The organism is Pseudomonas syringae group sp. 26L6 (assembly GCF_032587815.1).
Classification (GTDB): domain Bacteria; phylum Pseudomonadota; class Gammaproteobacteria; order Pseudomonadales; family Pseudomonadaceae; genus Aquipseudomonas; species Aquipseudomonas amygdali.
The window spans coordinates 90,222-104,109 of the sequence record NZ_JAWHPJ010000046.1 but is presented as its reverse complement, the minus strand read 5'-3'; the positions used below and the strand labels follow the sequence as shown (position 1 = coordinate 104,109).

General features: G+C 59.0%; 14 protein-coding genes. 4 read left to right on the top strand and 10 right to left on the bottom strand.

The window, feature by feature from the left end; translation table 11 throughout:
* Nucleotides 1-306: 306 nt before the first annotated feature.
* Complete coding sequence (locus RYA97_RS19430; protein WP_002551538.1) at nt 307-786, bottom strand: Lrp/AsnC family transcriptional regulator; 480 nt, start codon at nt 784-786, stop codon at nt 307-309.
* A gap of 124 nt (nt 787-910) precedes the next feature.
* On the opposite strand from RYA97_RS19430, the gene RYA97_RS19425 reads away from it, so the two are divergent.
* From RYA97_RS19425 to RYA97_RS19415, 3 genes are all read left to right on the top strand, one after another.
* Nucleotides 911-1,258, top strand: coding sequence for a hypothetical protein (locus RYA97_RS19425; protein ID WP_057459371.1), 348 nt, complete (start codon nt 911-913; stop codon nt 1,256-1,258).
* A 110-nt stretch (nt 1,259-1,368) separates the two neighbouring features.
* The gene (locus RYA97_RS19420; RefSeq protein ID WP_004666547.1) at nt 1,369-3,153 is read left to right on the top strand and encodes a GspE/PulE family protein; all 1,785 of its coding nucleotides are present in this window, start codon (nt 1,369-1,371) and stop codon (nt 3,151-3,153) included.
* A 141-nt stretch (nt 3,154-3,294) separates the two neighbouring features.
* Nucleotides 3,295-3,615, top strand: a complete 321-nt coding sequence (locus RYA97_RS19415; protein WP_002551535.1) for a DUF2388 domain-containing protein — start codon at nt 3,295-3,297, stop codon at nt 3,613-3,615.
* A 69-nt stretch (nt 3,616-3,684) separates the two neighbouring features.
* Here the strand turns inward: RYA97_RS19415 and gcvH are convergent, their stop codons facing one another.
* The 5 genes from gcvH to RYA97_RS19390 form a co-directional block, all read right to left on the bottom strand.
* On the bottom strand, nt 3,685-4,071 hold the full coding sequence (gene gcvH, locus RYA97_RS19410) for a glycine cleavage system protein GcvH (RefSeq protein ID WP_117140255.1): 387 nt from the start codon (nt 4,069-4,071) through the stop codon (nt 3,685-3,687).
* Nucleotides 4,072-4,114: 43 nt separating this feature from the next.
* Nucleotides 4,115-5,197, bottom strand: a complete 1,083-nt coding sequence (gene gcvT, locus RYA97_RS19405; protein ID WP_117140256.1) for a glycine cleavage system aminomethyltransferase GcvT — start codon at nt 5,195-5,197, stop codon at nt 4,115-4,117.
* A gap of 152 nt (nt 5,198-5,349) precedes the next feature.
* A complete protein-coding gene (locus RYA97_RS19400) occupies nt 5,350-6,966 on the bottom strand; it encodes an ABC transporter permease (protein ID WP_117140257.1) in 1,617 nt (538 codons plus the stop codon).
* Between the two features lie 270 nt (nt 6,967-7,236).
* Nucleotides 7,237-8,238: an extracellular solute-binding protein gene (locus RYA97_RS19395; RefSeq protein WP_005744832.1), complete on the bottom strand. Its 1,002-nt coding sequence runs from the start codon at nt 8,236-8,238 to the stop codon at nt 7,237-7,239.
* Between the two features lie 109 nt (nt 8,239-8,347).
* The gene (locus tag RYA97_RS19390; protein ID WP_002551530.1) at nt 8,348-9,055 is read right to left on the bottom strand and encodes a Crp/Fnr family transcriptional regulator; all 708 of its coding nucleotides are present in this window, start codon (nt 9,053-9,055) and stop codon (nt 8,348-8,350) included.
* Between the two features lie 81 nt (nt 9,056-9,136).
* Here RYA97_RS19390 and RYA97_RS19385 point away from each other — a divergent pair, with 81 nt between their 5' ends.
* Nucleotides 9,137-9,661 carry a DUF962 domain-containing protein gene (locus RYA97_RS19385; RefSeq protein WP_005744833.1) on the top strand — a complete coding sequence of 175 codons (525 nt, stop codon included), beginning with the start codon at nt 9,137-9,139 and terminating at the stop codon, nt 9,659-9,661.
* Nucleotides 9,662-9,667: 6 nt separating this feature from the next.
* Here RYA97_RS19385 and RYA97_RS19380 read toward each other — a convergent pair whose 3' ends face one another.
* The 4 genes from RYA97_RS19380 to alr form a co-directional block, all read right to left on the bottom strand.
* Nucleotides 9,668-11,629: an acetyl-CoA hydrolase/transferase C-terminal domain-containing protein gene (locus RYA97_RS19380; protein ID WP_005744834.1), complete on the bottom strand. Its 1,962-nt coding sequence runs from the start codon at nt 11,627-11,629 to the stop codon at nt 9,668-9,670.
* Between the two features lie 114 nt (nt 11,630-11,743).
* Nucleotides 11,744-12,067, bottom strand: coding sequence for a c-type cytochrome (locus tag RYA97_RS19375; protein ID WP_016982492.1), 324 nt, complete (start codon nt 12,065-12,067; stop codon nt 11,744-11,746).
* A 24-nt stretch (nt 12,068-12,091) separates the two neighbouring features.
* Complete coding sequence (locus RYA97_RS19370) at nt 12,092-12,640, bottom strand: cupin domain-containing protein (RefSeq protein WP_004655316.1); 549 nt, start codon at nt 12,638-12,640, stop codon at nt 12,092-12,094.
* A 124-nt stretch (nt 12,641-12,764) separates the two neighbouring features.
* The gene (gene alr / locus RYA97_RS19365; protein WP_117140258.1) at nt 12,765-13,838 is read right to left on the bottom strand and encodes an alanine racemase; all 1,074 of its coding nucleotides are present in this window, start codon (nt 13,836-13,838) and stop codon (nt 12,765-12,767) included.
* Between the last annotated feature and the right edge of the window lie 50 nt (nt 13,839-13,888).

Below are 13,888 nucleotides of genomic sequence, written 5' to 3'. Positions count from 1 at the left end.
AGAGCGTCACGAACTGCATGCCAACGCGGAGCATTGGCACGATAGTCATCTTGATACGTCAGTTAACTATCGTTCCACGCTCCAGCGTGGGAATGCCGTTCTGGACGCTCCGCGTCCGATCTTGAGTATTCGGTGCGGCGCAAACTTGTGACGCAGAGCGTCACGAACTGCATGCCAACGCGGAGCATTGGCACGATAGTCATCTTGATGCGTAGGTTAACTATCGTTCCCACGCTCCGCGTGGGGACGCGGTTCTGGACGCTCTGCGTCCGATCTTGAGCATGCGGGATGGTCAAAAGCGCACGTTCAGCCACCCTGGCGCAGCAGCGGCAGGCTGGTGGTGGATTTGATCTCGGACAGCGCCACTGTCGAGTTCACTTCCTGAATGCCGGGCACCAGCGACAGTTTTTCGAAGAAGAACCGCTCGTATGCCTCGATATCCGGCGTCACGATACGCAGCAGAAAATCCACTGACCCCATCAGCACATAGCACTCCAGCACTTCCGGGAAGCCACGAATCGAGTCGGTGAACTCGGTGAAGTTGGAGCGCCCGTGGGCGTTGAGTTTCACCTCGGCGAAAATCTGTGTGTTCAGGCCGATTTTCTTGCGATCCAGCAACGCAACCTGACGACGAATGACCCCTTCATCCTTGAGCCGCTGAATGCGCCGCCAACAAGGCGATTGCGAGAGGCCGACCTGCTCGGCAATCTGCGCGCTGGAGAGCGACGCGTCCTCTTGCAGCAGCGCCAGAATCTTGCGGTCGTAAACGTCCAGCTCGGTTTGCATAATTAATTTTCCGCATTGGCTTTTTACGCATTAACAAGTCCAATCAAGCCTAATCCAGATGATGATGGACCAGAAATTTCTTTTTTGGCATGTAAAGATTCTCCCACTGTTCTGGAGTATCCACATGCCTGACCTTGAAGCCGTTACCGCCCCCTTGCAGCGTCCCGACAACTGGTCATCCAGGAATGCGGCATGCTGTGCGCGCTACCAAATTGTTGCTGCAGCCGAGCCTGCATTGCTTTGTCAGGTGCTGAACCTGTTTGCAATGCAGTACCTGATTCCCGACCAGCTCAGTGTGGCGCGACAAGAGAAGACGCTGCTCATCGGTCTGCAAGTTGCCAGCCTGAGCTGGCACAGAGCGCAGGTGATCGGCGAAAAAATGCGTAACCTGATCGATGTCTGCTCGGTGGAAGTCGAACAGATCGACGCGCAGAACAGCCCACAAACACATGTGGCGCTAGCGACCGGCTGAATCAATTTAGCCGCTTCGGCAATTCCCGGTCGCATAGAACGAGTAACGCTGTCACGCTTGGCGTCTACTCTTGTTCATCGCCCAATGACGAATTGCCTCAAGGAGCGCACATGGCAGCCCTGGCCCCCTCTTCACAGGATCGCTGGCTTGACCTGAATGATGTGCTGCGAGATCTGGTTGCCGAAGGCTATCTCGGCCAGGACGACGCAGAAACGGCACTCACACAGCGTCGCAGTGCGGTGAACATCCAGCTGCATCCTCTCGAATTTCTCGCTTCGCTGCAGTTTGACGACTTGAAGCGGCCTGGCAAGAAGCTGGACCTGGAAACCCTGACCGCTTGGCTGGCCAAAGCCTGTGGCCAGCCCTACATGCGCATCGACCCGCTGAAAATCAACGTGGCAGCCGTCACGCCATTGATGTCCTACGCCTTTGCCCAGCGCCACAAGATTCTGGCTGTGGCGGTTGACCGCGAGTCGGTGACCATCGCCAGCGCCCAACCCTACGTGCGCTCCTGGGAAGGCGATCTTGCGCATGTGCTCAAGCTGCAGATCAAGCGTGTGGTCGCCAACCCGACAGACATTCAGCGCATGGCGATGGAGTTTTTCAGGCTGGCCAAGTCGGTCAGCGGTGCCAGCGCCTCTGAGCAAAAAATGAGCAACATGGGCAATTTCGAACAGTTGCTCAAGCTAGGCGCCAGTGATCAGGAGCCGGACGCCAACGACGCGCACATCGTCAATATCGTCGACTGGCTGTTCCAGTACGCATTTCAGCAGCGCGCCAGCGATATTCATATCGAGCCGCGCCGCGAACAGGGCACCGTGCGGTTTCGCATCGACGGCGTGCTGCATAACGTTTACCAGTTTCCGGCGCAGGTGATCATGGCGATTGTCAGCCGCCTGAAAAGCCTTGGCCGGATGAACGTCGCCGAAAAACGCAAACCACAGGACGGGCGGGTCAAAACCACCACACCCGAGAATCGCGAAGTGGAGTTGCGCCTGTCGACGCTGCCGACGGCGTTCGGCGAAAAAATGGTGATGCGGATCTTCGACCCCGAGGTGCTGCTCAAGGACTTCGACCAGCTGGGTTTTTCCAGTGATGACCTGCGTCGCTGGCAGGAAATGACCCGCCAGCCCAACGGCATCATTCTGGTCACCGGCCCGACCGGTTCGGGTAAAACCACCACGCTGTACACCACCCTCAAGAAACTGGCGACCTCCGAGGTCAACCTGTGCACCATCGAAGACCCCATCGAGATGGTCGAGCCGGCCTTCAACCAGATGCAGGTGCAGCACAACATCGAACTGAGCTTTGCCGCCGGCGTGCGCGCGCTGATGCGACAGGACCCGGATATCATCATGATCGGCGAGATTCGCGACCTGGAGACCGCTGAAATGGCCATTCAGGCGGCACTCACCGGGCATTTGGTGCTGTCGACGCTGCACACCAACGACGCACCCAGCGCCATCAGCCGTATGCTCGAGCTGGGTGTGCCGCATTACCTGCTCAAGGCGACCATCCTTGGCGTCATGGCCCAGCGTCTGGTGCGGACCCTGTGTCCGCACTGCAAGGCACCGATCAATCTGAACGAAACCGACTGGCAAACCCTGACCCGCCCGTGGCAGGCACCCGTACCGCCCGGCGCGCATCAGGCGGTCGGTTGTGTGGAATGTCGCGATACCGGCTATCGGGGACGGGCCGGGGTTTACGAGATCATGGTCATGTCCGACAACATCAAGGCATTGATTTCTGCGGACCTGGACCTGACCGCCATGCGTCGCCAGGCCTTCAAGGAAGGAACGCGCAGTTTGCGTCTGTCCGGTGCTCAGAAAGTCTCGGCAGGTCTGACTACACTTGAGGAAGTGCTGCGAGTGACACCGCAGAGCGAGCAACGCTGATCAGGGCTGAAAGCGTTGTTCCAGAAGGCTGTGCATCGTGGTGAACCAGCTAAAGTGAACTACTTGGTACACCTTGATTGAACTAGTTCGTGGCTTTAGCTATCCAACCCCTCAGAACAACCACAGTTGGAGTAACTCATCATGCGTCTCAAGTTTGCTGTCGCCACCGTAGCCTTGCTTTCCATCCCAATGGGTTCAGCGATGGCTGACACCTTCTGGCGTAATGTGCTGTCTTCCGGTGCAACCACCGGCTCGACTTACCTGACCTTCAAGGATCACAAGCTGATCGTTGCCGCCCAAGACGACGCAGGCAGCTTCGTCGCCAGCGACGGTGGCATTCGCGGTCCGTTTCTGGAAGCGGCCATCGAGCAGGTGCGCAAAGACAATCCAGGCCTGAAAGCCACCGACATGGAACTGGCCAACGCGATCCTGGATAAGAATCTGGTCGCTGAAAACCAGTAAGCCTTGCCGATTAGCTTCGCGCATAAAAAATGCCGCTCCATGAGCGGCATTTTTGTGAGCGGCAATCGTTTATTCGCCGATAGCGCTCTTGTACCCGGCTGCATCCAGCAGCTTGGCCAGATGACCGCTGGCGTCGCTTGGCTTGAGCTTGAAGATCCATGCGTCGTACGGATCACTGTTGAGCGACTCGGGCGAATCGCCCAGTGCTTCATTGACCTCGACCACCTCGCCAGCAACCGGCGAGTAGATATCCGAAGCAGCCTTGACCGACTCGACGACACCGGCGGTGTCACGGGCAGCGAACACTTTGCCGATTTCCGGCAGCTCGACGAAGACCACATCGCCCAGTGCTTTCTGTGCATGGTCCGAGATGCCGACGGTCACGGTGCCATCTGCTTCAAGACGTGCCCATTCATGACTTTCGGCGAAACGCAGCTCGGCGGGAATATTGCTCATTTAGTCATCCTCAACATCGGGTCAGCGGAAAACCCGCCATAGGTTAAATCAGGGTCTTGCCGTGGCGCACAAACGCTGGCTGCACCACCCGCACCGGATACCACTTGCCGCGGATTTCCACCTCGGCCCGGTCAGCGGTTGCCATCGGAACGCGCGCCAGAGCAATGGATTTGCTCAGCGTAGGAGAGAAACTACCACTGGTGATCTCTCCTTCGCCAATTTCTGCGACACGTACCACCTGATGCGCCCGTAAAACGCCGCGCTCTTCGAGCACCAATCCCACGAGTTTGAAGGCGGTTCCTTCAGCCCGTTCGCTCTCCAGCGCCTTGCGACCGATAAAATCACGGTCGGCAGGCTCCCAGGCAATGCTCCAGGCCATATTCGACGCCAGCGGTGAGACATGCTCACCGATGTCCTGACCATACAGGTTCATGCCTGCCTCCAGACGCAACGTATCGCGAGCGCCCAGACCGATCGGGGAGATACCCGCGCCGACCAGTTCATTGAAAAAGCGCTGGGCCTCTTCGGCAGGCAGCATGATTTCCAGGCCGTCTTCACCGGTATAACCGGTGCGCGCGATGAACCAGTCGCCATCATCAAGACCTTCAAACGGCTTGAGCTGGTGGATCAGTTCGGCGCGGGCGCTTGAAACCAGCTCGGCGATACGGGTTCTGGCCTTTGGCCCTTGAATCGCGAGCATCGCCATTTCGCTGCGCGCGATCAGTTGTACATCGAAGTCGCCCAGCTGCGACTGCATCCAGGAAAGATCCTTGACCCCGGTCGCGGCATTGACCACCAGCCGATAACCTTCGGGCGTGAGGTAGACGATCATGTCATCGATGACCCCGCCTCTTTCGTCCAGCATGGCGCTGTACAAGGCTCGACCCGGGGTCTTCAGTTTTTCCACATCGTTGGCCAGCAGGTAACGCAGCCAGGTTCTGGCTTGACGGCCAACCACATCAATCACGTTCATGTGTGAGACATCGAAGACCCCACAGTCGCGACGCACCTGATGGTGTTCCTCGACCTGCGATCCGTAATGCAACGGCATGTCCCAGCCACCAAAATCGACCATTTTCGCGCCAAGGGCGAGGTGCAGGTCGAACAGGGGGGTACGCTGTCCCATGGGTTTCTCCTTCCGGGCGTGGCGAAGGTGCGGGCAGAAAAGATCGGCAAGCCCCCAATAAACCGGAGTTTGCAGCACTTACAGCTGGCCGAATTTTCTGACAGACCGCACCAATTGCGGCGCATTGTAGCGGCAAGGTGAAGGGCCCGCACCTAGCCAATCTGACGGGCAGAGCGACGAATCAACCCGATGACGGGTAATAATCCTACAAGCACCAGCGACAAAGCTGGCAATGCCGCTCGTGCCCACTCACCCTCGCTGGTCATTTCAAACACGCGTACCGCCAGCGTATCCCAGCCAAACGGGCGCATCAGCAGGGTCGCAGGCATCTCTTTGAGTACATCGACGAACACCAGCAACGCAGCACTCAAGGCTCCCGGAACCAAAAGCGGTAGATACACGTTGAGAAACAACTTTGGTCCGCTGACCCCCAGACTGCGTGCGGCTTCAGGCAATGAGGGACGGATACGCGACAGGCTGTGCTCCAGCGGGCCGAAGGCGACCGCGATGAAACGTACAAGGTAAGCCAGCAGCAGCGCCGAAAGGCTGCCCAGCAACAACGGCTTGCCTGCACCGCCCAGCCAGCCGGAAAGCGGAACGACCAGCTCACGGTCCAGATAACTGAACGCCAGCATGATTGAAACGGCCAGTACCGAACCCGGCAGCGCGTAACCCAGGTTGGCGAGGCTGACGCCAGAGCGGATCGCAGGTGTGGGTGCCATGCGCCGCGCGAAGGCCAGAATCAGCGCCACGCTGACAGTGATCAACGCCGCCATACCGCCCAGATAGAGCGTGTGCAAAATCAGGCCGGTATAGCGCTCGTCGAGGTCGAATCGGCCGCGCTGCCAGACCCAGACGATCAATTGCAGCATCGGCACGACGAAGGCACAGAGAAAAACCAGCCCGCACCATAAACTGGCTCCCCAGGCCTTGATACCGCTAAGCGGATAAAGCGCAGCGCCACGCGGCCGTTCATTGGTCGGTCGGCTTGCACCGCGGGCACGACGTTCGCCATACAGCAGCACCAGGACTGCCAACAGCAGCAGGCTGGCCAGTTGCGCGGCGCTGGACAGGCTGAAGAAGCCGTACCAGGTCTTGTAGATTGCGGTGGTGAACGTGTCGAAATTGAACACCGATACCGCACCGAAATCGGCCAGGGTCTCCATCAGCGCCAAAGCTACGCCCGCACCGATGGCTGGACGCGCCATTGGCAGCGCCACACGCCAGAACGCCTGCAAGGGCGTGTTGCCCAACACTCGTGCAGCTTCCATCAGCCCCTTGCCCTGCGCCAGAAACGCCGTGCGCGCCAACAGGTAGACATAGGGATAGAAGACCAGCACCAGCACGATGATCACCCCACCGGTGGAGCGCACACGAGGCAGGCGCAGGCCGGAGCCGAACCATTCACGCATCAGGGTTTGCACCGGGCCGGAAAAATCCAGCAGCCCGACAAATACAAACGCCAGTACGTAGGCGGGGATAGCGAAAGGCAGCATCAGCGCCCAGTCCAGCCAGCGCCGACCAGGGAATTCACACAGGCTGGTCAGCCACGCCAGACTCACCCCCAGCAGCGTTACACCAAAACCGACACCCAGCACCAGAATCAACGTGTTACCCAGCAGACGGGACATCTGGGTTTCCAGCAGGTGTGACCATATCTGTTGGTCAATGGTCTCCCACGACAGCAGCAGCACGCTCAGCGGCAATAACACCAGCGCAGCGATGGCGAAGACCAGTGGGTACCAGCGGCGTTGGACAGGATGGGCCAAGGAGGTTCTCGAAATGAGGGGGTTCAAGAGGGTAAGCAGAGCGTGCGCACAGGTCTGCTTCTGATTCTGGCTGAAAGCCGTAGGAGCGGACTTGTCCGCGAAAAGGCCGGTACATTCTCAGAAAATGCACTATCTGAACTGACGGCTTCGCGGACAAGTCCGCTCCTACGCCCTGCGGGCAGAAGCCTGAAAGCCACGCTTTTCGGGCTATTCAAGATTTGTGTAATGAGCGCGAAGCGTATCAACGAGAGCCAGGCACTGGGTATTAAATCAATTCCAGCCCGCGCGATCCATCATGCGGATCGCTTCTGCCTGACGCTTGCCTGCCACTTCGACCGGAATGGTGTCGGCCTTGAACTGGCCCCAGCTCGCCACTTCTTCTGACGGCGCCACGTTCGGGTTGGCCGGGAACTCCTGATTGACGCTTGAGAAGATCTTCTGTGCATCGGGACCGGTCATCCACTCGACCAGCGCCTTGGCAGCCTCAGGGTGCGGTGCGTACTTGGTCAGGCCGATACCCGACAGGTTTACGTGTACACCCCGGTCCGCCTGATTCGGCCAGAACAGCTTCACCGCCAGGTCAGGTTTTTCCTTGTGCAGGCGACCGTAATAGTAGGAATTGACGATGCCCACATCGCACTGCCCGGCGTTGATCGCCTCAAGCACTGCGATGTCGTCGGAAAAAACATCGGTGGACAGGTTGTTCACCCAGCCCTTGAGGATTTTCTCGGACGCTTCGGCGCCATGGGTTTCGATCAATGTGGCGGTCAGCGACTGATTGTAGACCTTCTTCGCGGTGCGCAGGCACAGGCGCCCTTCCCAGTTCTTGTCGGCCAGCGCTTCATACGTGGTCAGCTCGACAGGTTTCACCCGGTCAGTGGAGTAGGCGATGGTTCGTGCGCGAAGGCTCAGGCCGGTCCAGCCGTGAGTGGATGAGCGGTATTGCGGCGGAATGTTGGCTTCTATCACCGGTGAGGTGAATGGCTGCAGAATGCCCATCTGTTCGGCTTGCCAGAGGTTACCGGCATCGACCGTCAGCAACAGGTCGGCAGTGGCATTCTCGCCCTCGGCCTTGATGCGCTGCATCAATGGCGCTTCCTTGTCGGTGATGAACTTTATCTTCACCCCGGTCTTGGCCGTATATGCATCGAACACCGGCTTGATCAACTCGTCGATCCGGGACGAATACACCACCACTTCATCGGCAGCCTGAGCGGTACTGCCCAGTAAAGTCAGTGTCAGAGCAGCCAGAAGACGCTTGCTTGCCTGCATCGGGGTATCTCGAGTTCGCAAATGAGGCGAAATGGTAGTGAATCCCATTTGCTATCTCAATCGAAGAGGCAGCGGAGCCGTTACCGGATGTTTCTGGCTGACAGCCTGATCAGCAAACGGTCCTGGCTTTGGAAAAGTTCGCAACCCTGCGCAGCTTGTCCACATCGAACACTTCCAGCTGCCCTTCTCCCAGGCGCACGATCTTGCGTTCATGCAGATCCTGAAGCACTTCCAGCAAGGCCGGCGGGGATAGCGCGAGGCACTCCACTGCCTGAATGTCCTCCAGCACAATCAGGCGGCGTGCATGGCTCAACGGGCCATAACCCTCACTGAGCATCAACAGACGCCATGCGACCCTCGCTCTGGGAGGCAGTCGGCGCATTTTCTCGGGGTTCTGCAGCGGCAAACCGATTTTCTGGCTGAGTAACGCGGCAAACCAGCGCCAATATTCCGGGTGCCTGTCGAGCAACTCGAGCAGAAATTGCTGAGGGACATGCAGAAAGATACTTTGCTCCAGTGAGCAGACCTCGAAACGGCGCGGCAACCCGTCGAACAGCGAGACTTCGCCAAACCACATAGGCGCACGCATCGGCTCCACACCCGAAAGTCGCTGCTCATGGGCAGCGCCGATACGCACACAGCCCTCCAGCAACACATAAAGACCGCAAGGCAGATCGCCTTTCTCGAACAGCGTCCTGCCAGGCGTCCTGCGCTGCTGGCGAGCAGCGTCCAGCAGGCTATCCTGCAAACCGGCAGGTAAATGAGAAAACCAGTAATCGGATAGCAGTCGTGACCGCCACGACACTCCATTTGTCATTTTTGCTCCCTTTTATTTCAGGCATGCGTGTTGTACAACAATCCTGGCTCAAGCCGATCATCGTCTCAGGCAGGAATAATAATGAAAACCCTTGTCGATCATCTCAGCCAATACGCTGCGTATCACCGTGATTCACGCAATATCGTGACGCACTTCGTGGGCATTCCATTGATTGTACTGGCCGTGGCGGTACTTCTGTCGCGTCCCGGCTGGACTGTAAGCGGCGTGTGGGTTTCGCCTGCGGCCCTGCTAGCCCTGGGTTCGACGATTTTCTATCTGCGCCTGGACCGTCCGCTGGGCGTGGTCATGACAGTGCTGCTGGCACTGTGCATCTGGGCCGGGGCCAACTTGGCGCAACAGGCGACCATGGTCTGGCTGAGCGCGGGCGTCGGGCTCTTTGTGATCGGCTGGATCATCCAGTTCATCGGCCATTACTACGAAGGGCGCAAACCGGCGTTTATCGATGACGTGACCGGCCTGATCATCGGCCCGCTGTTCGTGATCGCGGAGCTGGCGTTCCTGATGGGCTTGCGCAAACCGCTGCAACACGCCATCGAAGAACGCTCCGGCCCAGTGGGGCGCAATACCCGTAAGGCTGCGATGTAGCGACCGTTAACGATCAGTCTCCGTGCTCTGGCCCGTCAGTCCGCTGGTCCCGCTGGTGTGGTGCAGCCCGGCCAGCAGCAGTCGCTGATACAACTCTTCGCGCAAGCCCTGAGGCTGGTCGAGTTGCATTCGTTGCAAGTGCTCCGGGAAGGCTTCGGGGGCCGGGGCGTCGAGAGTGGCCTTGCCCAATTCCAGAATTTCGGTAAGTTTGAGCTTGCTCTTCAGCCAGTTCAACGCACGCATCAGGTCGCGCTCTTCACCTGTAAAATCGCATCCCAGCGGGTATTCAGTAAACAGCGACGGATAGCGCGATGCCGTCTCCTTGAGGCGTTCCGGGGTGTTTTCTATGAAGCGTGGATCAAGGCGGAATTCCCTGGGCAGCTTTCCGGCCTTTTGCGCCTGCTCGATCAAGCCGGGCTGAAAGCGCGAGTCAGTGATGTTGAGGATGCGCTCGATCACCGTGGCGTCGGTCTGACCGCGCAGATCGGCAATGCCGTATTCGGTCACGACAATATCGCGCAGGTGCCGGGGGATCGTGGTGTGGCCGTACTGCCAGACGATATTGGAGCTGACCTCGCCACCTGACTCACGCCAGCTGCGCAGCATCAGGATCGAACGAGCGCCCTCCAGGGCGTGAGCCTGCGCCACAAAGTTGTATTGGCCACCCACACCGCTGAGCACTCGGCCATCTTCCAATTGATCGGCCACGGCTGCGCCCATCAGGGTGACGGTGAACGCACTGTTGATGAAGCGCGCATCGCGGCGTTGCAGGCGTTTGAGTTCTTCCTGACCGTAAAGCTCGTTGATATAGCTGATGGCAGTCATGTTGAACTGCGCCAGTCGCTCGGCGGGCAGCTCGCGCAAGCGCTCGTAGAAACTACTCGGGCCAAGGAAAAAGCCGCCGTGCACCACCACGCCTTCGGGATGGGCGTCTTCATCCAGCGTGCCCAGGTTGGCCAGCCGTTGCAGCTCTGCGTCGGCATACACCTTGCGTCGCACGATCCCGGCATCGGCCAGTACCAAAAGACCGTTGACGAACATTTCGCTGCAACCGTAAAGGCCGCTGGCGAACGGCTGAACGCCGCCTTCGCGGTCGATCAGGGTCTGCCAGTTACTCATGTTCAACTCAGCCAGAAGACTGCGCCAGGTTTCATTGTCGGCTTGCCTGGCCAGCAGTGCGCCGGTCAGTGCATCGCCCATCGAGCCGATGCCGATCTGTAGCGTGCCGCCGTCGCGCACCAGTGTACTGGCATGCAGACCAATCAAATGGTCTTGATAACCCACCGGCATGTTCGGGGTGGAAAACAGCGTGCTGCGCTCATCTTCGTTGATCAGCAGGTCAAACGCATCGACATCCAGCTCCGAGTCGCCCGGCATGTAAGGCAGGTCGGCGTGGACCTGACCCAGCATGAGGATCGTTTCTCCGGCGGCGCGGCGTTTGGCGATCATGGGCAGCAGGTCGAGGGTCACATCAGGGTTGCAACTCAGGCTCAGCTTGCCCGGGTGCTGATCGTCACGGGCCACCAGTTGCGCGACCAGATTCAGGCCGTTGGCATTGATATCGCGGGCGGCATGACTGTAATTGCTGCTGACGTAGTCTTGCTGGGCTGACTCGCTATTCAGCAGGCTGCCCGGCTGCATGAAGAATTGCTGCACGCGAATGTTGTGTGGAAGTTTGTCGCGACGCAGCGCGGCTAGAAACTCCAGCTCCGGATAGTCACCGAAGACCCGCTCCAGAAACGGCTCCAGAAACCGCGCCTGCAAACCCTCTCCCGGCGTTGGCCGCCCGAGTGTCAGCGCGGTGTAGATCGTCAGCCGTCGCTCGGGCAACTGGCTGATGCGCTGGTACAGCGCATTGACGAACCGATTGGGCTTACCCAGCCCGAGCGGCATGCCGAGGTGAATATGCTCGGGCAACTGCGCCAGAACGTGATCGACAGCGTGCTCGATGGAACAGGAATACGGCATCCCAGCTCTCCTGAATTGTTATTGGTGCAGCTTGGACCGGTGGCAATCTGAAATTGCTGCATGCTCGCTGCGCAACTATCGTTCCCACGCTCCAGCGTGAGAACGGAGTGCACCTCACTTCAACCCGGACATGCTCTGAATGGCGCTCTTCAGTTCGTCGTTAGTGCAATCGCCGCAGGTGCCTTTCGGCGGCATGATGCCAATGCCTTTGATGGTGCTGGCCAGCAGGCCGTCAAGGCCGCCTTTTTGTCTGGCCCGCTCTTCCCAGGCGGCCGTGTCACCGGTTTTCGGCGCGTTGAGCAGGCCGACGCTGTGACACGCGACGCAATGGGCGGCGATGATGTCGTCAGGGGCTCGGGCGGTATCGGCGGCTTGCACATTGAACACCCACAACGTCAGAACGCCAGCGTTGCTCAGAATCTTCCGGGTCAGCTTCACGCGTCACTCACTGCAAGGGGCGGGTCAGAAATTGGCTGGCGTTGCCGCACTGATCAATCGTGCCGGGACGTCGAACGGGTTGCGGAAGCGGTGCGGCCGGGTGCTTTCAAAATAATAGCTGTCCCCGGCTTCCAGTACGTAGGTGTCGAGACCCACCACCAGCTCCAGTCGCCCCTCGACGAGGATTCCGGTTTCTTCACCGTCGTGGACGAGCATTTCTTCGCCGGTATCGGCACCCGGCGGGTAGGTTTCGGTAAGAAAGGCGATGGCACGGCCCTGGTGCGACTTGCCGACCAGCTTCATGGTCACGGCACCGTCCGAGATATCAATCAACTCGCTGGCCTTGTACACCACCTGCGCTGCGTTTTCCGGAACGGTTTCTTCCGAGAAAAACTCGACCATGGACATGGGAATGCCGCCGAGCACTTTGCGCAGCGAGCTGATCGAAGGGCTTACGCTGTTTTTTTCGATCATGGAGATGGTGCTGTTGGTCACGCCTGCGCGCTTGGCGAGTTCACGCTGGGACAGGCCCTTGAGCTTGCGGATCGATTGCAGTCGTTCACCCACGTCCAATGCGATATTCCCCCAGGTTTTGTCAGGTCTAGTCGAGATGAACGCCATCATGGCAACAGCGTTCAATATTTACAACACTTCGACAGACACCAGACATACAGCGGCCTGACGGACAGGGGCTCGATCAGTCTTGGGAATAGATACGCGGAACGCGACGCAGATTGCAGAAGATTTCGTAGGGAATCGTTTCTGCCAGTGTGGCCACTTCACTGGCGAGCACGTGCTTGCCCCATAACTCGACCCGGCTGCCAAGCCCGGCCTGCGGTACGCCGGTCAAGTCTACGCAAAGCATGTCCATGGACACTCGCCCGAGCAGCCGGGAGGCCTGACCGTCGATCTGCACAGGCGTGCCGGTTGGCGCATGACGCGGATAGCCGTCGGCGTACCCCATCGCCACCACGCCAATACGCAATGGCCGATCACAGACAAACGTCGCGCCATAGCCCACGGCTTCACCGGCAGGCAGTTCACGCACGCTGATGATCTTCGATTCCAGGGTCATGACCGGTTGCAGGCGGTCAGCCAGCGGGTGCGCCTGACCAAACGGCGTAGCGCCGTAGAGCATGATGCCGGGGCGCGACCAGTCGCTTGGAATATGCGGCCAGCCCAGAACGGCCGGGGAGTTTTTCAGGCTGGTTTCTGCAACCAGGCCTTTGCGAAAGCTCTCGAATACAGCGAACTGTTCATCACTGCATCCACTGTTCAGTTCATCGGCGCGGGCGAAGTGGCTCATCAGGACGATTCTGGCCACTTTGCCGGTTACCAGCAGGCGTTGATAGGCGGACTGATATTCATGCGGGTACAGGCCGACGCGGTGCATGCCCGTGTCAATCTTGAGCCAGACCGTTAAAGGTTTGGCGAGCTGCGCCTGCTCGATGGCCTCCAGCTGCCAGGTCGAATGCACGACCGTCCAGAAGTTGTGCTCGACAATCAGCGCCAGTTCATCGGCTTCGAAAAAACCTTCAAGCAGCAGAACAGGTGCGTGGATGCCTGCCGCGCGCAGCTCAAGCGCTTCTTCGATGCAGGCCACTGCGAAACCGTCGGCCTGGGCTTCCAGTGCCTGGGCGACGCGTACCGCGCCGTGACCATAGGCATCGGCCTTGATCACCGCGAGCGCTTTGCCGCCGCTGTGTTCACGAGCCAGTTGGTAGTTGTGACGCAGTGCCTGAAGATCAATTAAGGCGCGGGCTGGACGCATGATGACGTTTCTTGCCTGAAGGGTGAAAAGGGTCAGAAAAACCCCGACGC

What these genes read in the sequence shown, in the direction of transcription:
- RYA97_RS19430 (WP_002551538.1), bottom strand. Translation starts at nt 786, where the DNA reads ATGCAAACCGAGCTGGACGTTTACGACCGCAAGATTCTGGCGCTGCTG.
- RYA97_RS19425 (WP_057459371.1), top strand. Translation starts at nt 911, where the DNA reads ATGCCTGACCTTGAAGCCGTTACCGCCCCCTTGCAGCGTCCCGACAAC.
- RYA97_RS19420 (WP_004666547.1), top strand. Translation starts at nt 1,369, where the DNA reads ATGGCAGCCCTGGCCCCCTCTTCACAGGATCGCTGGCTTGACCTGAAT.
- RYA97_RS19415 (WP_002551535.1), top strand. Translation starts at nt 3,295, where the DNA reads ATGCGTCTCAAGTTTGCTGTCGCCACCGTAGCCTTGCTTTCCATCCCA.
- gcvH (WP_117140255.1), bottom strand. Translation starts at nt 4,071, where the DNA reads ATGAGCAATATTCCCGCCGAGCTGCGTTTCGCCGAAAGTCATGAATGG.
- gcvT (WP_117140256.1), bottom strand. Translation starts at nt 5,197, where the DNA reads ATGGGACAGCGTACCCCCCTGTTCGACCTGCACCTCGCCCTTGGCGCG.
- RYA97_RS19395 (WP_005744832.1), bottom strand. Translation starts at nt 8,238, where the DNA reads ATGCAGGCAAGCAAGCGTCTTCTGGCTGCTCTGACACTGACTTTACTG.
- RYA97_RS19390 (WP_002551530.1), bottom strand. Translation starts at nt 9,055, where the DNA reads ATGACAAATGGAGTGTCGTGGCGGTCACGACTGCTATCCGATTACTGG.
- RYA97_RS19385 (WP_005744833.1), top strand. Translation starts at nt 9,137, where the DNA reads ATGAAAACCCTTGTCGATCATCTCAGCCAATACGCTGCGTATCACCGT.
- RYA97_RS19380 (WP_005744834.1), bottom strand. Translation starts at nt 11,629, where the DNA reads ATGCCGTATTCCTGTTCCATCGAGCACGCTGTCGATCACGTTCTGGCG.
- alr (WP_117140258.1), bottom strand. Translation starts at nt 13,838, where the DNA reads ATGCGTCCAGCCCGCGCCTTAATTGATCTTCAGGCACTGCGTCACAAC.